Origin of the sequence: Oceanobacillus piezotolerans, from assembly GCF_003665065.1 — a bacterium.
In the GTDB taxonomy this organism is placed as follows: domain Bacteria; phylum Bacillota; class Bacilli; order Bacillales; family Amphibacillaceae; genus Oceanobacillus; species Oceanobacillus piezotolerans.
Window position 1 is genome coordinate 1 of sequence record NZ_RCHR01000013.1, and the last position, 21443, is coordinate 21443.

The following is a 21443-nucleotide window of genomic DNA, read 5'->3' on the forward strand; positions in this document are numbered from 1 at the left end:
TCCAAAATTTACCTCACCAGGTAACATCAACCACTAAACAATAGCTTACTGAAATCAAACTGGTATGAAAATCTAAGAAAATGAAAGAAATCGGGAGATTTCGCTTACTATATTGAGGGAGGTTAGTTTAATAAGAAGGATATGCCTAAATCATATAAAAACTGTATATTAAAGAATTCAAGGTACCCATTTTGAACAATCTTTCTTCAATTGGGTTATTTTTATTTACAATAAATTACTGGTTTACGGTTCTTTTTTTATTAAACTGTTTTTTAAAGTTACAAAAAGAGATTAGATATATTTAGGAAACGAATTCCATACTTTTTCCAATGATTTTAAAAAAGTTAAACTTTATTTTTGATAAAAGTTTAACTTTTTTAATAAATATCTTTACTTTATTTAAGTTTATGTTAAACTGAATTTGAATATAAAGGAGTGAGAGTATATATGGATATTAAAAATGTACCAGATTGGATTTTATCCTTAGACGAGGAAGATATGGAATTCATTAAAAAATTCGTTTTGAATTCAGGATCTTTGAAAGAAATTGCAAAAATTTATGAGGTTTCTTATCCAACTGTGAGAATCAAGCTGGATAGGCTAATTGAAAAAATAAAATTGAATGACGCTACGGATAATGAAGAATTTATAAAATTCATTAAACAGCTTTCGATTGATGATCGTATTAATTTGGAAGAAGCAAAACTAATAATAGAAAAATATAAAAAAGAAAAGGGTGAAAGATGATGTTTGGATTTGGTTTTTATGATGTTTTTATTATTGCCGGAATACTTGGTGTGCAATACTTCTTATCAACCAGAAATAGTGTTTATTGGGGAGGACTTATTCCGTTAGTTTTCGTTATATGGCGTACTTGGATATTGTTAAATGAAAACGATAAGTTTTTTGCTTATGTGTTAATCCTTTTGGTTGGGCTTGCTTTTCTAATTGGAGGATGGTACGAGGGGCGGCAAGCTCTTCATAAAAAGAGAAAACAAGAATTAGATAAAATGAAGTCTTATGATATGAAATAAATAACCTATAAAAGGGAAAATGTAACGGCAACTTATCAATTGGATTATTTTTTAAAGAAAGGAATATATAATAATGGGGTAACGAAATGGATGAGATCATAAAATTAGAAAAGAAACAAAGTGGAGAACTTCCCTTTTCCGATTTTATAGAATGCTACAAACACCAAGTATACCAAATTTGCTTTTATATGATTGGAAAGCGAAATGAAGCTGAAGAAATAGCTCAAACTGCTTTTATAGAGGCGTATATGGTCGTAAGAGATTACAACTTTGATAAAGTTTCATCTAAACTGTTCCAAATTACCGTAGACTTAGTCTTGGACTGGTTACAAGAAAGAACGACAAGTGATTATACGGAAATAGAGATGGCTGAATCCACAGAGTCACTTCAGAAAGAAATCTTACAGTTAGCAGTATATGATCGTTTAGCTATTGTTTTAAGACATATGGTTGGCTTTTCAGTAGGGGAGATCAGTGATATAATGCAAATTCCTATTTCTAATGTAAGGAGAAAAATTCATTGTAGCCGTGAGATATTATGCAAACAACTGAATCAAAATTCAAAGAAATACATATATCTTTTGATACCCCAAGACAAAAAGTGATAGCAATGCTGTTTGATTGTAAATATAGCGGTATTTACAAAAGTAAAAAAGAACTCGATTTAGTAATGAAACCAATTATTAAAGACAAACTTTTAAAAGAATTATACACTGCTCTTGAGTAGCTAAAATGGATTTGGTCTCTATTCTATTCTTTTTAAATACAGGAATTGTGATGTTGAAGATGATTTTGAAGAGGAAAAATGAAAAGGAAAATACTAATATTATTATTTTGTAGTTATTGTTGAATTCGTTCTTCAACTATTGGGTGCTTTTCTTAAAGATGGAGAAGCACCTTTTTTGTTGAAGTTCTTCAACTAAAGGGGCAGGTTAGTTGAAGAAGAATAACAGTAATAAATAGAGAATATATATAAATTAACTGAAGCTGGCGATACTGCCTTAGTTATATCCCAAACCTTGCTTGAAGCTGATAAAAATGACAGTGAATATACAATGGATAGACGAGCAACATACGTATTTAAGAAAAGTCCAAAAGGTGAGTGGCTTTGTGCCATAGACAACTCGTATGGTACGGATTTAATTAACAAATAGTCAATAGTAGTTTGTGAATCATTGTATTTAAACAAACGGCTGCTTTACTTAAAGATCGTTGAGCTGCATAGACGGCTCTTTTTTCTTGTTCAACTATAGGGACAGGTTAGTGCAATAAGAGTAATTTTTAAAAGAGTACCGAATTAGTATAGTTGGAAAGAAGAGTTTTCGAATAGGGGGTTAATTTTGAAACAAGATTATAAGAAAATTGGGTTAGGTTCGATTTCGTTATTGTTATTTATATTTGGAATATTATTTTCCGTCTTTGGAGATAGTGTATTAAGATTTTTAGGGTTAAATCCTTGGTCAAACGGTGACACAGGATTGCATAATACAATATATTATTCTCTTATTTTCTATATACCAGCATTAATTCTTGGTTATAAGTTCAAAAATCATTTGGGAGCAAAATTAGGGAAAACTTTATCTTTAATTATGACTATCTTATTATTAGTAACGCTGGTTTTTTTAGTTGCAGTTTAGCTCATTTAATAATGAGAAAACAAATCACAGACAGGTGTAGATATTTTATAAACCATTCAACAGAAGTTTAAGTTATTCAACAAACCTTTTAGTTGAAATTATTGTACTAACGGGGCAGGATAGTTGAAGAAGACTTTTAAATACTGAAACCTTAAATCAAATTATTCGTATATTATTACAAGAATAAATTAGGAGGAGAAAATTTGGATAAGGCTTCTTTATCTAAAGGTGCGGAGAAATTTGACGTAGATGGATTGGAATTACAATTACTTGGTGGATTTTCAAATAATGTATTTGAATGCAATAGAGATGGTGAAAGTATTATATTAAAATTCTATCCCAGTTATTTATATAGGAAAGACTCTATTATTGCAGAGTTAGATTGGATAAGATATTTACATTCTTCAGGAGTTTATGTAACTCGCCCTCTTTTATCAAATGATGGAAAATATATAGAAACAATTAAGATAGATAATGAAAAAGAATGTTATGTTTTAGCATTTGAAAAAGCAAAAGGATCCTTCATCAATGTTAATGATGCAGAAACTTGGAATAAGGATTTTTATTATATTTGGGGAAAAGCACTTGGCAAAATACATTGTTTATCGAAAAATTATAGTCCCTTAGATAAAAATATAAAAAAGCAAGAATGGAATATGGGGCCTTTATTTAGTGATAATTTTAATGAAGTTAGTAAAGGAGTATTTCAAAGATGGGGGAAATTTGTAAACGAACTTAATAAACTACCAAAGAATAAAAGTGGATATGGAATGATACATAATGATCTGCATCAAGGAAACTTCTATGTACATAATAATAAAATTATCCTATTTGACTTTGGAGATTGTGAATACAACTGGTTTATATATGATATTGCAATTGTTTTATATCACGCTGTTCAATCTATCGAAGAAAATGATATTAAAGGAAGAGAGGAATTCGCACATCTATTTATAGAGGCTTTTTTGGAAGGTTATTTAACCGAAAATAATCTCGATTCATATTGGCTTTCCAAATTACCATTTTTCTTAAATTATAGACGGATTTTCTCCTATATTTATTTTGCCCAGTTCCTAAATGAGGAGCAGAAAAACAATATGAAAGTTAAAGATAAACTAAATGGAATGAAGGAAAAAATAGAAAGTGATGTACCCTACTTAGAAATTCATTGCAAAGATTTCTTTTAATCTTAAACTAAATCTTATTAAGCTAAATGTTGCAAGAGTTCAAAAGGCGATCACTCAATGATCGTCTTTATTTATATCTAAATTGCAATTTCCCTTTGAATATTATGTTAATATCAGAGAATAAAGTCATAAAGCTATGCGACGGGTTAGCAGAACGGAGGTAATTATGATTATAACAGGAAAGAAAATTGGATTTTTTGTAGGTTGGTTAGCATTTATAACTTCGATGTTCGGGATTATCAGTAATGTATGGTTGGAAATAGAATATTCGTATTTAGCAATTGGAACAGGCCTTTTATCTAGTCTTATATTATTGGTATTATGTTCAAACAAAAATAATGATAATAGACAGAATGAAGTCTAATAGTTCTACTTCAACTATCGGGTGCAAGAGTTGAAAATGAAATCGAACGGCAACTATTATGCTAAAGGTGCAGGAGTTCAATATGACAGGTTATGTTTATAGGATGGATGTGTGTATGAATGGGAACTAGTATTGCGATTATTGCTGATATTCATGGGAATAGTGCTGCATTGAAGGCTGTTTTAGATGACATTGATAAAGATGAGCAGGTAGAACACATTTATTGTCTTGGTGATTTAATAGGTATTGGTCACCAAACTAATGAAGTTCTTGAATTGTTGTTTTCACGTCACGATATAACTTTTGTAAAAGGAAATCACGATGAAGCAGTTTTAAAAATAATTAATGGGAAAGAACCGGTGAGTGTTGGTGATGAAAGGAAACACCATAATTGGATAGCATCTAGGTTGAATGAGAAATATATTCCCAAACTGTTAAGTATTCCTAATAGGCAATTCAGGAATATAAACGGGAAAAACTTTTTGTTTATTCATTATCATTTAAATGAAAAAGATGAGTTTATGCCAATTGACAATCAACCAACTATAGGTAAACTTGATGCCATTTATGAAAATTCTGATGCAGATGTTATTTGTTTTGGACACCATCATATTGTTCATCATTTTAAGTCAAAGCAAAGACTTTATCTTAATCCAAGTTCAGTAGGGTGTAGCCATAAACCTCTTACATCATATGTTAAGTTACATGTCGGGGAAAATGAACAAATAGACACTTCTTTTATAGAAGTACCTTACGATAATAAAGAATTCTTACTTTCATATGAAAAGTTAAATGTACCTGATAGAAATAATATTTTAAGGATTTTTTATGGAGAACAACATTTACAATATATATAATTCTTTATTAAACTAACGGGTGCGATAGTCCAAAAAGGATTATCGCTTATTCTTGTTGAATTTTTATATTAACGGAACAGGATCGTTTAATAAGATTTAAAAAATCTCCTAAACAAAATATTGCAGAAACTATTTAAATTACATCAATGCGAATATTTTTTTGAATTTATACTACCTAATCTCAGGTTCCTTATAAATTCCTTATAATTAAATATTAGACTTTAGGTATCATCAGAAAGGAGCATGGTATCTAATGTCTGAATATATGTTAGAGACATACAATCTAGGAAAAGTTTTTAAAGAAGAAAAAGTATTAAAGAATATTAATATGCATGTAAGACATGGTGAGGTTTATGGATTGCTTGGTCTAAACGGTGCCGGCAAATCTACCCTAATGAAAATAATATGTGGCATATTTAGACCCTCGTCAGGCGAGATAATATTCGCTAATCACAAATGGAATAGAAAGGATTTACATGAGATTGGCTCTTTAATTGAGGGACCAGCTATTTATGGGAATTTAACAGCCTATGACAATTTAAAAATATTTTGTTTACAAGCTGATATTCCAATAACTGAAATAAATCCTGTTTTGGTTAGACTTAATATAGCAAACACTGGTAAGAAGAAAGTTAAAAACTTCTCTTTGGGCATGAAGCAACGATTAGGCATTGCCATGGCTTTAATTAAAAAGCCTAAATTATTAGTACTTGATGAACCGAGTAACGGTCTCGACCCAATGGGAATTCAAGAGTTACGTCAATTATTGAATGAATTAAAAAGAGAAGGTATTACAATTATTATATCGAGTCATATTTTATCTGAAATTCAACTAATGTCAGATACAATTGGGATTATTCATAACGGTACTTTAAAATACGAAAAAGAGAATAATCATGAAGAGAATTTAGAAAAACTATTCTTTAATATTACAACTAATCAAAAGGGAGGTGTGCTGTCATGATTGAATATTTAAAAGCTGAACGTTTGAAAATGAAGGGATCTATATCTATACAATTGTTATTATTTATCCCATTATTTTTTTGGCTATTCGCCATTTATACCTCGCTTTTTGTTACGGAATCAGGAAGTTTTAATGCTTATTTAGCTCTGATATTTAATCAATGGCCGTTAGTCTTCTTGCCAATTGGTCAGGCAATCGCATGTAGTATAAATATTAGTCTGGAAAAGAAGAGCGGTAATTATAAATCGATAATCTCCAATAATCTGTCGTTGTCTAGGACATGGTATTCCAAAATAATAAATATGGTGGGTTATCAACTTTTATCTTCCATCATTATTATCGTCATTTCTGTGGGGGGGTCCTTATTTACTTTTAATGAGATGCCAAACGTTTTGAATATTATATACACAACCTTATTAATTACGTTAGCTTTCTTGCCGCTGCTACCATTCAATTTTGTTCTTTCGCAGTATTTCGGTACAATTATTACCGTAATAACTAACTTATTTGGAGCCTTGATTAGTGTAGTCTGGTTAGCACCCTATTCGACATTCTGGTTAACCCCTTGGGGAAACATGCTTCGAATTCCCGCCGCAACAATGGGAATTCATCCGAATGGTACTCAAATTGAACCTGGAAGCCCATTATTAGATTCTTCGGTATTAGGGATCAGTATTGTTAGCAGTTTTGTCTACTTTGTATTGCTATCCATTCTATTCACTGTTGTTTTTAAGAAAAAGGTGATGGAATGAATCTGATAAAAGCAACAACTTTAAAATTAATTCATACAAATTGGGTAATTGTAATGGTAGCTTTACCAATTCTGTACGGTCTTCTATTATATTGGTACTTAGGCAGATATAATGACCCTGAACTAATATTTTTCTCGTACGCAACATATTATAATTGCTTGTTGCCTTTTGGAATTGCTTTGATGATTAGTTTGTATACACAATATGAAGAACAAATTGGGCACTTTAATCATTTGTTACAATTGCCTCACCGTGATAAATGGCTGATGAATATGTTGTTTATGTCATGGCTTTCTGTTGGTATCAGTACATTCATTAGTAGTGTGCCATTGTGGTTATTGGTTGATAGTACATTTAATCAACATGTTATGTATTACCTTCTAATAACTACATTATTTTCCCTGCCGATTATTATTATTTCGTGGTTTGTTGCTCTTAAAATAAATACGGGTTTATGTTTAGGTGTAGGTATATTTTTCAGTTTATTCTTAATTTTGTTTGGAGCAAACAGTTTGGGTGATACAATATGGATGTACATTCCTTTACTTTATGGGACGAGATATCTATATGTGATAGATGTATCAAATGAATTTTCACTTTTTATTTTTAGTATATTCTTTTTATTTAGTGGTTTACTGTTAGCTTCTATTATTTGGTGGTTCAACCGATGGGAGGGGAGAGCGATTAATGAGTAAGAAAATTTTAATTGCTGAAGATGAAGAAGATATGTTGCATTTAATTAGCTTACATCTAAAAAAACAGGGTTATCAAATCATCGAAGCAATGGATGGACAAGACGCTATTGATAAAATAAATACAACCATTGATTTTGTACTCATGGATATCATGATGCCAAAATGGAGTGGGCTTGAAGTATGCGAGCGGATTCGCCAAAAAGTAGATTGTCCGATTGTATTTATTAGTGCTGCGTCAGATGAAATGACTCGTATAAAAGCCTTGTCGCTTGGTGGTGATGATTTTATAGCTAAGCCGTTTTCTCTAGAAGAATTAACCTTAAAAATTGAAGCCATTTTTAATATGAAAGAACGTTTTTTAGACTCCTATGAAAAGGGAAAAAGAAAGCATATTATTATCAATGAACTAGAAGTGGATTTGTTAGCGAGACAAATATTTTATAAAGGTAATGCTATTTCATTTACGAAAAAAGAATATGAATTACTTGTTTTGTTGTTATCTTCTCCTAGACAAGTATTTACAAAGGAACAAATATATGACCACATTAATGGAATCGATGGTGTGGGGGATATACAATCGATTGTAGAGCATGTGAAAAATATAAGACATAAATTAGTTAAAATTGGCTATAAACATAACTATTTACAAACTGTGTGGGGGATCGGCTATCAGTGGAACAATCATTAAGTAAAGATATAAGAAAACTTTACACGAAAAGTATTTTGTGGACGATTATTATGACCGTTTTAACAATTATAGCTTTTAGTGTTTTAATTGCGTACTTGATGCGTGAAATTACTCCAGCCAACCATGCAGAAAATACGGCTATAGAAGCTAGTTTAGAGATGAAAGAAAATACTCCAAGATATTTGGACGATAACGAGTTTTTAGAGAAACAACATACGTTACAAAATAAAGGGGTATATTTAAGTGAGTTTTCTATGGACGGAACAATGATTTCTGGTCATGAGAGTTTGAACTCCTTTTTTCAAGATAAGTCCATTCCAGAGTTTATTAATACAACTGTTTCCAGTGATGGATATTATCATAAAATTCTTCCCATCAACAGGGATGAAGAAATAGTTGGAATATGGGTATATTCCTATCAATTGAAAGCAATGTTTTCTAGTGAGTACTACCGTTACATTATGTTGGGAATAGTTTTCTTGATGTTTCTATCTCCTATTATATATTTTATTATTTTTTCAAGGTACTATATAAACAAGTTATATCAAACAATTAAGAACCCACTGGAAGAACTGATGGAAGCATCTCATAAAATTAGTGAAAAAGACCTTGATTTTAATTTAGAATACGATTCTACTAATGAAATTGGGGAGTTATCAAGATCCTTTAGACAAATGCAAGGAGAATTAAAAAAATCACTATATGAAAATTGGAAAAAGGATTCTGATTGGGCAGTTATGATGTCAAGTTTATCACATGATTTAAAAACCCCCATAACACTTATTGGACTCGGTTCAGAATCACTTACAAATGATCAGTCATTAAGCGAGGAACAAAAAATGAACGTAGACATCATTGCACGCAATGTAGCTAAAGCAAATCGTTTATTAGCCAATATGAATATTGCAGGCAGTATGAGAAACCCAACTGCTATAAAGGATGAGACAACACTTTTTGAAATAATAAATGAAATAGAATCTGATTTTAAATCACTAATAAAAGAGAAGTCAATTAACTATTCATTTAAATCGACAGCAGACAAGAACATTACTGTTCCCTATTTAAAAACGGGCAGGGTCCTGCAGAATGTTTTTTCTAATGCGGTCCAGTATACACCAGATGGCGGAGAAATTATTTTCACAATAAGCCAATCAAATAAACAGCTTTTATTAGCTATAGAGAACTCTGGAGACGGAGTTAAGAAAGAAAACTGGGTGAACATTTTTAAAAAACACTATAGAGAAGATCCGTCCAGATCAAACTCGCAAGGAAATTCGGGTTTAGGATTATATATTTCAAAGGAAATAATCGAGTCATTGGGTGGTACATTAGAAATAACAAATCCAGTAAAATTATGTGGTGCTCGATTTGAAATAGTATTGCCTTTAGAGAAGTGAGTTTAATATCTTATTGTGCTAACGGGTGCGTTAATTCTAAAAGGATTAACGCCACTATTCGTAGAAGTTATTTTACTAAAGGGGCAGGATTTTGAAATAATGCAATATAAAAAAGGAGGGAAGAAATTTTGAAAGTTCATTTGAGATGAAGACTGATACATCGTTTACTTTGAACTTTATGATTTACATACAAAATATTTTCCTCAATCAAAGTCGAAGCGAAGAAGAATTAAGGTTTCCTTACTTATCAACAAGAATAGCATTTAAAGAAGACTTTGAATTAAGGTATAAGAAACTGTGGAATGAGGTTTCACAAAGAATAACTAGCGATGTTCGTAACGATTTAAAAATATTTTATGAAGAAAAAGATTTATTGTACCAAAAGCTATTTGAGAATAATGCGGATAGTTTAGCTGGTTATAATGAAGTTTATAAAACCTTTCAGGTGTGGTGGGACAGCTTTGCAGGGCGATTTTCGGTGGAAAGGTCTACTAATAATATAGGTCAAAATTTATATGTTGAATTGGTGAATTATCTAAAGAAAAATGAAATCGAACCTCAAAGGCAATTGAGTATTAGTATAATTTATGATGAATGTTTATTAGCTAACGCTGAAGTCTCTTCTTATTTTGCAGTCCTTCCGATAAGAGATTTCTTCTTTAAATTTGAAGAATTAGTTCCTAAATTAAAAGGGTGTTTTTATTAAACAAACTGGTGCATTAGTGGAAGAAGATAAAAAGTCGAATCCGTAGCTTGTGGGAATTCGACTTTTTTGTGAATTGTACTAGTTTTCTTATGTAAGATTATTAAAATCAGAGGTTTAGTATATTAATCTTCATCAATTTCCCAATCCATTACAACTCTTTTATAAATCAAAAATAATACCCACAAGAGAATATATAATTACTGTTGAAAACAGGATGGTCATATGGATTAAGGAATAAATAAACATTGATTTTGCCCATCTCTCCGAATCCATCCTCTTGTAACCGAGAATACTTAAACAAAGCCATATAAGACTTAAAAGAAGTGCCACTAACATAAGTCCAATGCTTAAAGAACTAAAAAGAAAACTTATTGCAATTAATAGAATTAAATAAACGTTAGTTTGTAAGTAAGTCCTCTTAATTCCTTTTACCACTGGCAACATAGGTACCTTCGCAGCCTTATATTCACTGTGTTTCCTAATAGCTATGGAATAGAAATGTGGCATTTGCCAAATAACTGTGATGACAAACAGTCCAAGGATAGCAGGATGTGTAATGTCGGGATAAATAGCAGACCATCCGATTAAAGGGGGCATTGCCCCTGATATGCTACCAATCTCTGTATTATAGATGGTCCTTCTTTTACTCCACATTGTATAAGGAACGATGTATAAGAATAAACCCAGAAAACCTAAAAATCCAGCTAATAGGGTGGTTAGTGAAAGAGCCAACACACCAAGGACCGCCATGAATACTGCAATTATTAACACCTTACTGGATTTTATTTCTCCAGTAACTGTGGGTCTATTTTTGGTTCTTTCCATTAACGAATCAATATCACGATCATATAAGTTGTTCAATGCTCCAGCAGCACCAATTACTAAAATGGTTCCAATCAAAGCTAATAAAATGTTTTCTAACTTATCAAGTGGATTTATCTGATATGTATATAGAGATAATGTTAATCCTGCTAACATGGGAATTAGGTTTGATTTTATAATTCCAGTTTTGATTGTTTTACTTATGATCGATGAATGTTTGGTTAAGTATTTCTTGATAGACATATTATCACACCTTAACTGTTGTCATTTATATACCGGTGGTATATAAATACTATATAGTATATTTGCGGGGAAAGGAAGAGAAATATGGTTAGACAAAGGCTTACTCAAGAAGAACGGAAAAAAGAAACACGTAACTTATTAATAAACTCAGCAATAGATGCTTTTTCGAAATTTGGATTCCAAGGAACATCGGTTGATAAAATAGCAGAACAGGCTGGATTCAGTAAAGGTGCATTTTATGCCCATTTCACTTCTAAAGAGGAAATCTTTTTAAAAATATTAGAACTACAGATGAGAAAACATGCTTCGAGCATCCAAGTGGAAATTTCACGTCAAGAAAGTCTTTCTGGTCTAATCAACCAAATGGAGAATATTTTTTTAGCTGTTAAAAATGAAAGTAAGACAATAAGTATGCTGAACATAGAATTCTTGCTTTACTCAATGAGAGATGACTCTGTACTAGCAAAGTGGAGAGATCTAATAAAAAAAACTGTTAGAGATATCTCAGATACAATTGATGAGTTGTTGGTAAGGGAAAACAATGCTTCTTCTTCTCTTAGTGCAGAAGAAATAGCATGGACAATCCTCTCATTAGAAAATGGACTAACGATCTTTTCGCATATCGGTGAAGACTTTCCAAAAGGATTATACGGAAAAGCTCTAAGGCAATTGTTGCCAAATAACTAACGTTATAATGTTTAATAAATAAGTAGGAGGGGTTTTAGATGAAAATTAGATTAGTTAAGAGTTCAGATTACTATCAAATATCACCGTTACTGAACGAGTGGTGGGGTGGTAGAAATATGGTCGACATGCTTCCAAAGTTGTTCTTTGATCATTTTAATGATTCCAGCTTCGTTGCAGAAAAGGATGGTGAGATACTGGGATTCTTAATAGGTTTTCTCTCTCAAACATATCCTAATGAGGCATACATACATTTTGTTGGAGTAAATCCAGTAGCAAGAAAGCAAAGTATAGGGAAGCAGTTATATAATCAATTTTTTGACGTAGCTAAAAAGAATGACCGCCAAATTATTCGCTGTGTAACTTCTCCTATTAATAAAACTTCGATAGCTTTTCATACAAGGATGGGATTCGACATCGAGAAGGGCGACAAGGTTATGGACGGAATATCAATTACTTCGGATTATGATGGTATAGGCCAAGACAGAGTCCTATTTGTTAAACGGTTGTCTTGACCTATACTTCCAATTGATAATGATTGTAGGAAATTTGAATTAATTCTCTTATTGAACTAAAAGGTGCGTTAGTTCTAGAAGGATTAACGTTATTCTCCGTAAAAGTTACTTCACTAGAGGGGCAGATTTATTAAAAAGAAATTATTATTAGGAGGATTATAATGGAGCTTGTAATAATATTACTAGTCGTTTTATCTTCAGCAGGTGTTCTTTATTATATGGGGAAGTCTGGATTTAAATGGGGTGAGAACAACGACGAGGATGAAAAGGATAGCAAGTAACATTGAGGTTCGTTATTGGTAATAGTAACAGCCTTAGATATTCAAGTAACGGGTGCGTTAATTCAAGAAGGATTAACGCTTTTTACGTAGAAGTTATTGTATTAAAGGGGCAGGTTTCTTGAATAAGAGATACATAAAATGGGGGATTAAAAATGAATATGGATTCAGCAATAGATTTCAAAAAGTTAATGGCTATTGAGTTACAAATAAATCTAAATGAATTAAATAATGAATCAAGATTCGTATTTGTAACGGAATCAGCCCTTATAGAAGGGGAAATGAATTTAAAGGAATCAGATTTCAATAATAAATTAGCACCATTAGGGAAATCTCTTATTACCACTGAAAGGGAGCCTAAGATTGACGTTAAAGAAAAGAGTATAATAAACATTAAAGCCTGTTTTTATCTTAGAGATGTTAAACTTACACCTTTCTCAGACCAAAATAATCCTATTTATTTAAACGAATTTGTGTTGTTTTCCGACCATATTTTAGGAGTAACTTTAATCGAAAGGGATTAAAGATGCAGTATTAATATTAAACAAACGGGTGCGTTAATTCAAGAAGGATTAACGCTATTTTTCGTTAAAGTAATTGTATTAAAGGGGTAGTATAGGGAAATAAAGCAACTGGAGGAAGAGAGAGTTGAAAAAAGAAATAATACTTGTTGGAACTTATCATTTTGAACAAGATGAAGAACTAATAAAAAAGGAAGAGAAGGAAGTAAAAGAGTTAGTTGATTATTTAGCTCATTATAAGCCAACTAAAGTCGCTGTAGAATGGGAAATGTCAAAAGATAAAGAACTAAATATTGAATATCAAAATTCAAATGGAAATTATTCAATGGATGAAATTCAACAAATTGGATTTAGATTAGCAGAAAAGTTAAACCACGATAAAGTTTATGCAGTGAATTGGACGGGGCAGATTAACCAAGAAAATATGATGGAACTTAATGATTCAATTCAAAGTTCGTATCCTGAATTACTAAATACTATGAAGGAAATTAGTGAAAATGCTCCTGATATTAGTCTAAAGACTCCATTGGTTAACTCGTATAGAAAATTAAATAACAAAGAATTTACTAAGGAACTTGAGAAATTGTACTTATCTTTAGTTGTTGTAACTGATAACAAAGAGAAAAAGATAGGTTTGGATTTTTTGAACAAATGGATGGAAAGAGAATTGGCCATTTTCAAAAATATTCTGGATATCTGTAATACTGAAGACCGCATATTACTCATAATAGGGAGTGACCATCTATGGATGCTAAGAAAGTTATTTGAAGGAAATGGGTGGAATGTAATAAGCCCTTTTTTAATTGAATAACTTATTAGCCTTATTCAACTAACGGGTGCTTTAGTTGAACAAATAACTTTAATGGTTACAAGTTCGGTAAGTTAAGGTAACAGAGTATAAAATTAGAGCTATTTTTTTATGTAACAGCAGGATAGTAAAAGAGTAAATAAAGTCCAAAAGCAAAGGCTACCCAATAAGGTAGCCTGTACGGTTTTATTGACTAGCAATATTGGTTCCAATTCCGCCAAGTAAATTAGAAAGTGTGTCTAGTAGATGTTGACTTGGACAGTTGTAAGGTTGTCTCCAGATTTTCAATGACTTAAGCTTGTTATTTCTCCGGTTTTATATAAGGGACGATTTCTGCAGTAGCACCTACAGATGCACCACGAATAAAATCTTGACCTTCTAATGCTCTAAAATTTTGTGTTTGTCCAGTCAGCATTACTCCTAAAATTTTCACTTCATCAAACTGTTTATTTTTATTAGAATCTAAAAACTTCTGAATTGCTTCGTTATTCCCATTAACATCATATTTTTCAATTGCATCAATAAAGTTATCATATGCTTCTTCTGGGGAATTGAATGGAGCAAATCCATAAACCGGCATTCCCATCGGTCCGTTACTTTCATCTACAATTTGTGATGTCATATACAACCATACGATGTTCAAATTATCGGGGATTTTTGCTTGTATTTCTTTTAATGTATAAGGCTGATCGAAAGAAATTGCAACTTCTGTAACGTGATTTTCCATTTGTGAAACTTCCTGTAGTTCATTTTGTACACCATCATGATACTCTTGAATGCCTGGGTGATAAAATGTAGCTACTTTATTCTTTGTTTGCTTATCATACTCATAGAACCCTGTATCGGACCAGTAAAATCCTGGTATTAACTCATTGTGATCAATACGGGTGGAAAACCAATCATACGAACTTGTCAGTGTGCTCCACTGCACTACATAGCCATTAATATTTTTAGAACGGTTTGTTATGATGTTTCCACCAAACATGGAGGAATTACTTATAACTTGAGAATCGATCTGAATATTGGGTTCGGCAATCTCATTATGTAAAAAAAGCTGTTCATGAAGTCTTGCAGAACTTTTTACTGCAAAGAAATTCCCAGTTTTATAAAGGATCGGTATTAGAATAAGTACAACGATAACTGAAATAATGACTGTCTTAAGTATATGTTTTCGTTTTGCCCTTTTTAAAGCACCATTTAAGGAACTGTCCATTAATGTTTTCCTCCTATTTTTGTATGAATAAATTTTCTTGCACGATATAATTTTTGCTTCACACTGTTTACTTTAATGTCCAAAATAGTCGCAATTTCTTCATATGGAAGATCATAGTAATACTTTAATAAGAAGATTTCTTTGTATTCTTCTTTAACATCTTTTAATAAATGAAAAATTTCATCCTTATTTAAAATGACACTGAATTCATTGTCTGTATGCTGCAGTTTTGCATAAATCTCCTCGGTTAAATAGATATTCTGATGTCCCTTTTTTCTTTTCAGGTCAATATACTCATTGAGTGCCACTCTGAAAAACCAAGGGCGTATGTTTTTCTCTGTCAGATTATCCAACAACGTGTACACTTTATAAAAGGTGTTCTGAATTATATCTTCCGCATCTTCTTTTTTAGCTCCTTTCGCTAGTAGTAGCCTAAACACTTCCTCTCCTAATTTAATAAGGTAGGAGGTTAGTACATTTTCTTTTTTCATCGTTTATCCTCCCTACACTTATATAACGAACGAGTTATAATAAATGTATACACTTAAAAAAATTTAACTGATAAACTAGAATCGTTAAGCAGGGCTTTTGTAATCTCGTTGTTATACCATTCTACTTTATATTAAAATAAAGCAGTAAAGTAAGGATGTTTGTGAAAGAGAGAACTTAAAGTAATGTGCGTTAATTCTAGAAGGATTAACGCTATTTTTCGTAGAAGTTATTGTACTAAAGGTGCAGTTAAGTTTAAGAGTGATGTTTAAAATGTGTTCAAATCATCGCAACGTGGCAACAGCTAAATAACAAGTAGAGAATTCAAACCAATAATAATAAATTATAAGTTCTTAGGTGGTGCTAAATATGCCTTTTGTATTAGCAATCCTTCCATTTATTTGTTTAGTTACACTTTGGATGGACTATGCAGCTTTTTTGGGGATGTTTGTGTGTGCGGTGAGTAATTTATTCTCTCTTTATAACTTATTGAGAAGGCAATTAATCATCTCTTCAACTATTAATATAGCGTCCACTATATTAATAGTAATTTTTGTAATTAAAAATTTATTATAATTTAGTAATATCAATGGGTGCTTTAGTCCAACAAGGGCAGTGGGCTCTTGTGTTAATGCGGCAGACTAGGAGAAGAATTGTACAATTATTTTGGGGAGGGGATGTAAGCTGAATTCAAGAAGTATATTGTCAATAGTCTTTATAGCATTTGGATTACTCTTCTTTGGTTTGAACTGGATTATAGAAGGTTATTCTGAAATCATTGTATTTATAGGAGCGATTTTTTTATTGTTAGGGGCTATATTTAGTTTTATTGCTATTTTTAAAAATGAAAAAGGTATTATGAAATTTATATCACTTGTTTCTTTCTTTGTTATTTTATTTCTAATAACTTGGTTTGAGCCGTTTCAGGTTCTCCGTATAGTAACTTGGCTAAAAAATATTGTTTAACAATAGGGTGCGTTAATTCTAGAAGGATTAACGCTATTTTACGTAGAAGTTATTGTACTAAAGGTACAGGTTAGTTGAAGAACATTGAGTTAGAATTTAGCAAATGTACATGATGAAAGGTGGGTTTTAATATGTTGCAAGAGATAAATACAGAACGCCTAGTTTTAATAAGCAACTTGAACATAAATGTTCTTGTTGCTTTTTTACTTATAAGATTAGTCCAAACATCAATTCTTGCTGATCTTTTTTTCTAATTCTTCTAACCGTTGCTTTGCAGGTAAGATGATTAATTCTATATTGCTTGTATGACGACCGTATTGATTTACTGCTAAATCAATATATTCCTTTACCTCGCTCTTCGCATTATCCATCATTATCTCCATTTCAACTTTTGATATTTGTCCAGCCTGGAAATCCATATAGAGGCTATAGACCCGATCGTAAATCCGTTGGCACTCGTCGTTAATGAGTTGAAATAAATCATCGTCTTCTTCTTTTTCTTTCAACATTATTTTTTCGTATTCACGTTCTGTTGTCGTATCATCAAATTCGGATTCCCTTGCAATAAATTTAAAAAACCTTTTAATATTTTTCATCGTCCGTTCTCCAATCCGTACTTAGATTTTAATAACTGAAAAAATGATATATTCTAATTATATTCTATATGGGAGGGTAGAATGCCCTTTTTGAAGTGGGAAAAGGATAAACTTGTGTATAGTCTTATTAGTTTCGAAGTATTTAGTACATAACGAAGAAGAAGAAATATTATATAAACTGATCAATTATAATAATGCGTTTTAAAGTGGAGGTTAAACTATGAACAAAGAAGAACGGAGAAGTACAATTCAAATGGAAATTATTCAATCGATGAAATTCAACAAATTGGATTTAGATTAGCAGAAAAAAGTTAAATCACGATAAAGGTGTAATTACTCCTAATATTAGTCTAAAGACTCCACTGGTTAATTCGTATAGAAACTTAAATGACAAAAAATCTACCAAGGAACTTGAGAAACTGTACTTATCTTTTGTTGATGTAACTGATAACAAAGGGAAAAAGATTGGTTTGGGTTTTTTAGACAAATGGATGGAAAGAGAATTGGCCATTTTCAAAAATATTGTGGATACGTGTAATACTGAAGACCGCATATTACTCATAATAGGAAGTGACCATCTATGGCTGCTAAGAGAGTTATCTGAAGGAAATGGGTGGAAAGTAATAAACCCTTTTTTAGTGAATAAAGTATTAGTCTTATTCTACAAACGGGTGCGATTGCTGAATAAGCAGCAGTCGCCTTTTTTTATTGAATAAGATAGTGAGAATGAATTTATTAGGAGGGATTATGTTGAAAGAAGAAACTACTGACACTAATGAGTTTGAGAATACAATAGGTGCTGTTAACCATCTTACAGAAGATGAAGCTAAATCTTTGTTAAGATTAATTTATGGATTTGTCGATACTGCTATGACTGGAAATGGAGGAGATAAAGCAAAGTTAGAGGTTTTACATAAGGTATCGGATATTTATAAACGTATTCCCGAACTAAACGAGTTAAGAAAAAAGTAAAGCTCAAAACAATTTTGTGAATAAATGTACTTAAACAAACGGGGGCTTTAACACAACAAGGAGATCGTCAATACGGCGGTCTCATTTTACTAACGGCCAGTTAAGTTTAAGAAAAAGATAAATGCAAAATGGTTCATTGATTAATGTTTTTTTAATGAAAGGTTGACAAGTTAACATCCTAATGTTAGGATTTGTTCATACCCTAAGGTTAGGAGATGGTTTTCGGAAAGGAGAGAGTTAAATGATTGAAAGTCTAACTCGCATTAATGAGCTGGCAACGAAAGCGAAACATGAAGGGTTAACAAAAGTGGAAATCGAAGAAAGAGATGAATTGCGTCAAGCGTATCTAAAAGAGATCCGTGGGCAAGTAAAAAGTACCATGTCCAGTGTCACCGTAGTTAACGAAAATGGAGAAGACGTGACACCTGAAAAATTAGTGGTAAAAAAAGCAAAACAATATCAACATTTTTTTAATTTAATCAATACCCTAATGTTAGGATATAAATAATAGGAGAGAAATTAGCATGTTATCAATAATTATTCAAATTCTATTAGGTTTAGGTTTCACTATGTTTGGTCTATCAAAATTTACTTCCAAAGATATGATTGAAGGTTTTAAAGGCTATGGTTACCCAGCGTGGTTCCGCATGTTCACAGGGGCAGTTGAACTTTTAGCTGCAGTCCTGTTAATTGTAGGTATTTGGAATGAACTTGTGGCAGCGATCGGCGGACTCTTTGTTGTGGGTGTCATGGTAGGGGCAGTTCTTACTCATATTAAGATTAAAGATGAGTTCAAAAATATGGTGATGCCGATTATTCTTCTTATCCTTGGTGGTATCGTTCTGTCATTGAATGCTGGGTCACTAATAGGATAAAAAGACCATTTAATTCTTTTGGTATAATAGCTTATATCAAATCGGAGGTGGTCATATGTACCAGGGTAATGAGCAAGTAGAAAAAGATTTAAGGTTGTTTAGGATATGGTTGAAATCGACTAAAACTGTGTTCGATATTCTACATGAAGATATTAAAGGTTTTGGATTAACAGTGGAAAATTTTATGGTTCTTGAATTACTTTATAATAAAGGATCGCATCATATACAAACAATAAGTGAAAAACTCATGATTCCGAGTGGGAGTATTACGTATGTGGTTAATAAGTTAGAAAAGAAAGAACTGGTTAAAAAAGAGCAGGATCCATCGAACCGACGATATTGGAAAGTAAGTTTAACAGATAAAGGAGAAGAATTATTTCATGAAATCTTCCCCCAACATGTTGAAACGATAGGCAATATTTTTGGTTCCTTAGATGATAATGAGAAAGGACAGTTGGCGGAACTCTTAAAAATTGTAGGACTGAATGCGAAAGTATCAAATTAGAGAGGATAGATTAACTTGGAAAAATATCGGATACATCCTGAAAATGGGTTAGAAATCGGTCTTTATTCGATTGGAGACCATTTAAGAAACCCATTGACAGGTAAACGTATATCGGCTCAGCAACGGATTAAGGAATTGATTGAAACGGCAACATTAGCAGAAGAAGCAGGCTTGGATGTATTTGCAGTTGGTGAAAGCCATCAGACTTTATTCGCGACACAAGCACATACTGTTATTTTAGGAGCGATTGCCCAAGCGACAAATAAAATTAAAATTGCATCATCAGCAACTGTCTTAAGTACATCTGACCCAGTTCGAGTTTATGAAGATTTTGCAACCCTTGATCTCATTTCCAATGGGCGAGCAGAGATCGTAGCGGGACGGGGATCACGTTTAGGTGCTTATGAATTGCTCGGCTATGATACTCGTGACTACGAAGAGCTATTTGAGGAAAAGTTTGAATTGCTTTTGAAGATTAATAAAGAGGAACGAATCACTTGGAAAGGTGAGTTTCGAGCTCCTTTAAATGATGCGGAAATTTTACCTCAACCTTTAAATGGGTCGTTGCCAATATGGCGAGCTGTCGGCGGTCCAGCTGCAAGTGCCATTAAAGCAGGTTACGCAGGCGCACCAATGATGCTGACAACACTTGGTGGACCGTCAAGAGTATTTAACCCAGCGGTGCGAGGGTATCGTGAAGCTGCTGAAAACGCAGGTTTTGACACTAAAACATTACCAATTACAACAACAAGTTTGATGTATGTGGCAGAAGATAGCCAAACCGCATTGCGTGAATCTTACCCTCACATCAATACCACAGCCGTACAATTAAAAGGTGCTGGTTATCCGAAGCAACAATTTGCTGCTGCAACAGATCATCGAGAAGCGTTAATGGTAGGGTCTCCGCAACAAATTATCGAAAAGATTTTATATCAACATGAGATGTACGGACATCAACGCTTTCTAGGAGAAATTGATGTGGGTGGAGTCACAATGGACCAAATAAAGAAAAATATTGAACTCATTGCAACAAAGATTGTACCCGCTGTTAAAAAATACACAAAAGTAAATAAGGGGGGGATTTCATGAAAGTTGTAGGTTTATCAGGCTCTAATGTTGGAACTAAAACAAGAACAGCGATGGATTATACACTTCAAGTTGCCAGGGAAAGTTATCCTGATGCAGAAATTACACTGATTGATCTTGCTGAAGTTGAAATGATTTTCAGCGACGGGCGAAATTACTTTGACTACGAAGGCGATACAAAAATGGTTGCAGAAAAGATTATGGAAGCAGATGCGATAATTATTGGGACACCAGTTTTCCAGGCATCTATACCAGCAGTTTTGAAAAACGTATTTGATTTGCTTCCTCAAAATGCTCTACGTGATAAAGTTGTAAGTGTATTTGTGACAGCGGGATCTTCAAAACATTACTTGATGATAGAACACCAATTAATGCCAATCTTGACCTATATGAAAGCCCATATTGTTCCAACTTATGTCTTTATTGAAGAAGTTGATTTTTATCGAAAAGAAATCGTTAATGATGATATCCTATTCCGTATTGATCGTTTAGTGGAAGATACATTTATAATGGTAGATGCATACAGAAAGATACGAGAAGCAAAGGAGGCTGAGTACGGGTTTTAATTGGTGTACAATATCCTAGTGTT

27 protein-coding genes and 1 pseudogene are annotated in these 21443 nt (G+C 32.4%); 24 read left to right on the forward strand and 4 right to left on the reverse strand.

Features of this window, described 5'->3' with window-relative positions:
* The first annotated feature begins 447 nt into the window (after positions 1-447).
* The 13 genes and pseudogenes from D8M04_RS19360 to D8M04_RS19425 all read left to right on the forward strand — a co-directional run bounded on the left by D8M04_RS19360 (position 448) and on the right by D8M04_RS19425 (position 10281).
* On the forward strand, positions 448-747 hold the full coding sequence (locus tag D8M04_RS19360; RefSeq protein ID WP_121525063.1) for a DUF2089 family protein: 300 nt from the start codon (positions 448-450) through the stop codon (positions 745-747).
* Positions 747-1034 (forward strand): hypothetical protein, encoded by a 288-nt coding sequence (locus D8M04_RS19365; RefSeq protein ID WP_121525064.1) that lies wholly within the window; start codon positions 747-749, stop codon positions 1032-1034. The genes D8M04_RS19360 and D8M04_RS19365 overlap by 1 nt, the downstream gene beginning before the upstream one ends.
* A gap of 86 nt (positions 1035-1120) precedes the next feature.
* The gene (locus D8M04_RS19370; RefSeq protein ID WP_121525065.1) at positions 1121-1639 is read left to right on the forward strand and encodes a sigma factor-like helix-turn-helix DNA-binding protein; all 519 of its coding nucleotides are present in this window, start codon (positions 1121-1123) and stop codon (positions 1637-1639) included.
* 372 nt (positions 1640-2011) lie between these two features.
* Positions 2012-2188 (forward strand): annotated as a pseudogene (locus D8M04_RS19375) (Cif family virulence factor); the annotation flags it as partial.
* A 186-nt stretch (positions 2189-2374) separates the two neighbouring features.
* On the forward strand, positions 2375-2671 hold the full coding sequence (locus D8M04_RS19380; protein WP_121525066.1) for a hypothetical protein: 297 nt from the start codon (positions 2375-2377) through the stop codon (positions 2669-2671).
* Between the two features lie 203 nt (positions 2672-2874).
* The gene (locus D8M04_RS19385) at positions 2875-3858 is read left to right on the forward strand and encodes a phosphotransferase enzyme family protein (RefSeq protein WP_158595162.1); all 984 of its coding nucleotides are present in this window, start codon (positions 2875-2877) and stop codon (positions 3856-3858) included.
* Positions 3859-4341: 483 nt separating this feature from the next.
* Positions 4342-5079 (forward strand): metallophosphoesterase family protein, encoded by a 738-nt coding sequence (locus D8M04_RS19395; RefSeq protein ID WP_121525069.1) that lies wholly within the window; start codon positions 4342-4344, stop codon positions 5077-5079.
* A gap of 253 nt (positions 5080-5332) precedes the next feature.
* Entirely contained in the window at positions 5333-6043 is a 711-nt protein-coding gene (locus D8M04_RS19400; RefSeq protein ID WP_121525070.1) for a lantibiotic protection ABC transporter ATP-binding protein, read from the forward strand.
* Entirely contained in the window at positions 6040-6795 is a 756-nt protein-coding gene (locus tag D8M04_RS19405) for a lantibiotic immunity ABC transporter MutE/EpiE family permease subunit (protein ID WP_121525071.1), read from the forward strand. Before D8M04_RS19400 ends, D8M04_RS19405 begins: the two co-directional genes overlap by 4 nt.
* Entirely contained in the window at positions 6792-7490 is a 699-nt protein-coding gene (locus tag D8M04_RS19410) for a BsaG family lantibiotic immunity ABC transporter permease subunit (protein WP_121525072.1), read from the forward strand. The genes D8M04_RS19405 and D8M04_RS19410 overlap by 4 nt, the downstream gene beginning before the upstream one ends.
* Positions 7483-8178 (forward strand): response regulator transcription factor, encoded by a 696-nt coding sequence (locus D8M04_RS19415; RefSeq protein WP_121525073.1) that lies wholly within the window; start codon positions 7483-7485, stop codon positions 8176-8178. Before D8M04_RS19410 ends, D8M04_RS19415 begins: the two co-directional genes overlap by 8 nt.
* On the forward strand, positions 8163-9575 hold the full coding sequence (locus tag D8M04_RS19420) for a HAMP domain-containing sensor histidine kinase (RefSeq protein WP_121525074.1): 1413 nt from the start codon (positions 8163-8165) through the stop codon (positions 9573-9575). The genes D8M04_RS19415 and D8M04_RS19420 overlap by 16 nt, the downstream gene beginning before the upstream one ends.
* A 145-nt stretch (positions 9576-9720) precedes the next feature.
* The gene (locus tag D8M04_RS19425) at positions 9721-10281 is read left to right on the forward strand and encodes a hypothetical protein (RefSeq protein WP_121525075.1); all 561 of its coding nucleotides are present in this window, start codon (positions 9721-9723) and stop codon (positions 10279-10281) included.
* A 159-nt stretch (positions 10282-10440) separates the two neighbouring features.
* On the opposite strand, the gene cyoE is transcribed toward D8M04_RS19425, so the two are convergent.
* Positions 10441-11346, reverse strand: coding sequence for a heme o synthase (gene cyoE / locus D8M04_RS19430; RefSeq protein WP_121525076.1), 906 nt, complete (start codon positions 11344-11346; stop codon positions 10441-10443).
* A gap of 84 nt (positions 11347-11430) precedes the next feature.
* Between cyoE and D8M04_RS19435 the strand changes: the two genes are divergently transcribed.
* The 4 genes from D8M04_RS19435 (at position 11431) to D8M04_RS19450 (ending at position 14155) form a co-directional block, all read left to right on the forward strand.
* Positions 11431-12033, forward strand: a complete 603-nt coding sequence (locus D8M04_RS19435) for a TetR/AcrR family transcriptional regulator (protein WP_121525077.1) — start codon at positions 11431-11433, stop codon at positions 12031-12033.
* A gap of 38 nt (positions 12034-12071) precedes the next feature.
* Positions 12072-12545: a GNAT family N-acetyltransferase gene (locus D8M04_RS19440; RefSeq protein ID WP_121525078.1), complete on the forward strand. Its 474-nt coding sequence runs from the start codon at positions 12072-12074 to the stop codon at positions 12543-12545.
* Between the two features lie 433 nt (positions 12546-12978).
* A complete protein-coding gene (locus tag D8M04_RS19445; protein WP_121525079.1) occupies positions 12979-13347 on the forward strand; it encodes a hypothetical protein in 369 nt (122 codons plus the stop codon).
* Positions 13348-13471: 124 nt separating this feature from the next.
* Positions 13472-14155, forward strand: a complete 684-nt coding sequence (locus D8M04_RS19450; protein ID WP_121525080.1) for a DUF5694 domain-containing protein — start codon at positions 13472-13474, stop codon at positions 14153-14155.
* 298 nt (positions 14156-14453) lie between these two features.
* Here the strand turns inward: D8M04_RS19450 and D8M04_RS19455 are convergent, their stop codons facing one another.
* The 3 genes from D8M04_RS19455 to D8M04_RS19475 form a co-directional block, all read right to left on the reverse strand.
* A complete protein-coding gene (locus tag D8M04_RS19455; protein WP_121525081.1) occupies positions 14454-15365 on the reverse strand; it encodes a sigma factor regulator N-terminal domain-containing protein in 912 nt (303 codons plus the stop codon).
* Positions 15365-15856: an RNA polymerase sigma factor gene (locus tag D8M04_RS19460; RefSeq protein WP_121525082.1), complete on the reverse strand. Its 492-nt coding sequence runs from the start codon at positions 15854-15856 to the stop codon at positions 15365-15367. Before D8M04_RS19460 ends, D8M04_RS19455 begins: the two co-directional genes overlap by 1 nt.
* A gap of 1191 nt (positions 15857-17047) precedes the next feature.
* A complete protein-coding gene (locus tag D8M04_RS19475; protein ID WP_121525084.1) occupies positions 17048-17416 on the reverse strand; it encodes a hypothetical protein in 369 nt (122 codons plus the stop codon).
* Between the two features lie 362 nt (positions 17417-17778).
* Here D8M04_RS19475 and D8M04_RS20755 point away from each other — a divergent pair, with 362 nt between their 5' ends.
* The 7 genes from D8M04_RS20755 (at position 17779) to D8M04_RS19510 (ending at position 21420) form a co-directional block, all read left to right on the forward strand.
* Positions 17779-18132, forward strand: a complete 354-nt coding sequence (locus tag D8M04_RS20755) for a DUF5694 domain-containing protein (protein ID WP_425464041.1) — start codon at positions 17779-17781, stop codon at positions 18130-18132.
* Positions 18133-18166: 34 nt separating this feature from the next.
* Positions 18167-18388, forward strand: coding sequence for a hypothetical protein (locus D8M04_RS19485; RefSeq protein WP_121525086.1), 222 nt, complete (start codon positions 18167-18169; stop codon positions 18386-18388).
* Positions 18389-18629: 241 nt separating this feature from the next.
* The gene (locus D8M04_RS19490) at positions 18630-18896 is read left to right on the forward strand and encodes a DUF896 domain-containing protein (protein ID WP_121525087.1); all 267 of its coding nucleotides are present in this window, start codon (positions 18630-18632) and stop codon (positions 18894-18896) included.
* A gap of 16 nt (positions 18897-18912) precedes the next feature.
* A complete protein-coding gene (locus D8M04_RS19495; protein WP_121525088.1) occupies positions 18913-19263 on the forward strand; it encodes a DoxX family protein in 351 nt (116 codons plus the stop codon).
* A gap of 55 nt (positions 19264-19318) precedes the next feature.
* On the forward strand, positions 19319-19768 hold the full coding sequence (locus tag D8M04_RS19500) for a MarR family winged helix-turn-helix transcriptional regulator (protein WP_121525089.1): 450 nt from the start codon (positions 19319-19321) through the stop codon (positions 19766-19768).
* Positions 19769-19783: 15 nt separating this feature from the next.
* On the forward strand, positions 19784-20857 hold the full coding sequence (locus D8M04_RS19505; RefSeq protein WP_121525090.1) for an LLM class flavin-dependent oxidoreductase: 1074 nt from the start codon (positions 19784-19786) through the stop codon (positions 20855-20857).
* Positions 20854-21420, forward strand: a complete 567-nt coding sequence (locus tag D8M04_RS19510; RefSeq protein WP_121525091.1) for an NADPH-dependent FMN reductase — start codon at positions 20854-20856, stop codon at positions 21418-21420. Before D8M04_RS19505 ends, D8M04_RS19510 begins: the two co-directional genes overlap by 4 nt.
* Positions 21421-21443 lie beyond the last annotated feature (23 nt).

Bases quoted from the DNA above. Each gene is read 5' to 3' on its own strand.
- D8M04_RS19370 (WP_121525065.1), top strand. From the start codon at position 1,121: ATGGATGAGATCATAAAATTAGAAAAGAAACAAAGTGGAGAACTTCCC.
- D8M04_RS19360 (WP_121525063.1), top strand. From the start codon at position 448: ATGGATATTAAAAATGTACCAGATTGGATTTTATCCTTAGACGAGGAA.
- D8M04_RS19365 (WP_121525064.1), top strand. From the start codon at position 747: ATGTTTGGATTTGGTTTTTATGATGTTTTTATTATTGCCGGAATACTT.
- D8M04_RS19445 (WP_121525079.1), top strand. From the start codon at position 12,979: ATGAATATGGATTCAGCAATAGATTTCAAAAAGTTAATGGCTATTGAG.
- D8M04_RS19440 (WP_121525078.1), top strand. From the start codon at position 12,072: ATGAAAATTAGATTAGTTAAGAGTTCAGATTACTATCAAATATCACCG.
- D8M04_RS19510 (WP_121525091.1), top strand. From the start codon at position 20,854: ATGAAAGTTGTAGGTTTATCAGGCTCTAATGTTGGAACTAAAACAAGA.
- D8M04_RS19490 (WP_121525087.1), top strand. From the start codon at position 18,630: ATGATTGAAAGTCTAACTCGCATTAATGAGCTGGCAACGAAAGCGAAA.
- D8M04_RS19425 (WP_121525075.1), top strand. From the start codon at position 9,721: ATGAAGACTGATACATCGTTTACTTTGAACTTTATGATTTACATACAA.
- D8M04_RS19395 (WP_121525069.1), top strand. From the start codon at position 4,342: ATGGGAACTAGTATTGCGATTATTGCTGATATTCATGGGAATAGTGCT.
- D8M04_RS19495 (WP_121525088.1), top strand. From the start codon at position 18,913: ATGTTATCAATAATTATTCAAATTCTATTAGGTTTAGGTTTCACTATG.
- D8M04_RS19435 (WP_121525077.1), top strand. From the start codon at position 11,431: ATGGTTAGACAAAGGCTTACTCAAGAAGAACGGAAAAAAGAAACACGT.
- D8M04_RS19400 (WP_121525070.1), top strand. From the start codon at position 5,333: ATGTCTGAATATATGTTAGAGACATACAATCTAGGAAAAGTTTTTAAA.
- D8M04_RS19455 (WP_121525081.1), bottom strand. From the start codon at position 15,365: ATGGACAGTTCCTTAAATGGTGCTTTAAAAAGGGCAAAACGAAAACAT.
- D8M04_RS19410 (WP_121525072.1), top strand. From the start codon at position 6,792: ATGAATCTGATAAAAGCAACAACTTTAAAATTAATTCATACAAATTGG.
- D8M04_RS19500 (WP_121525089.1), top strand. From the start codon at position 19,319: ATGTACCAGGGTAATGAGCAAGTAGAAAAAGATTTAAGGTTGTTTAGG.
- cyoE (WP_121525076.1), bottom strand. From the start codon at position 11,346: ATGTCTATCAAGAAATACTTAACCAAACATTCATCGATCATAAGTAAA.
- D8M04_RS19415 (WP_121525073.1), top strand. From the start codon at position 7,483: ATGAGTAAGAAAATTTTAATTGCTGAAGATGAAGAAGATATGTTGCAT.
- D8M04_RS19405 (WP_121525071.1), top strand. From the start codon at position 6,040: ATGATTGAATATTTAAAAGCTGAACGTTTGAAAATGAAGGGATCTATA.
- D8M04_RS19475 (WP_121525084.1), bottom strand. From the start codon at position 17,416: ATGAAAAATATTAAAAGGTTTTTTAAATTTATTGCAAGGGAATCCGAA.
- D8M04_RS19460 (WP_121525082.1), bottom strand. From the start codon at position 15,856: ATGAAAAAAGAAAATGTACTAACCTCCTACCTTATTAAATTAGGAGAG.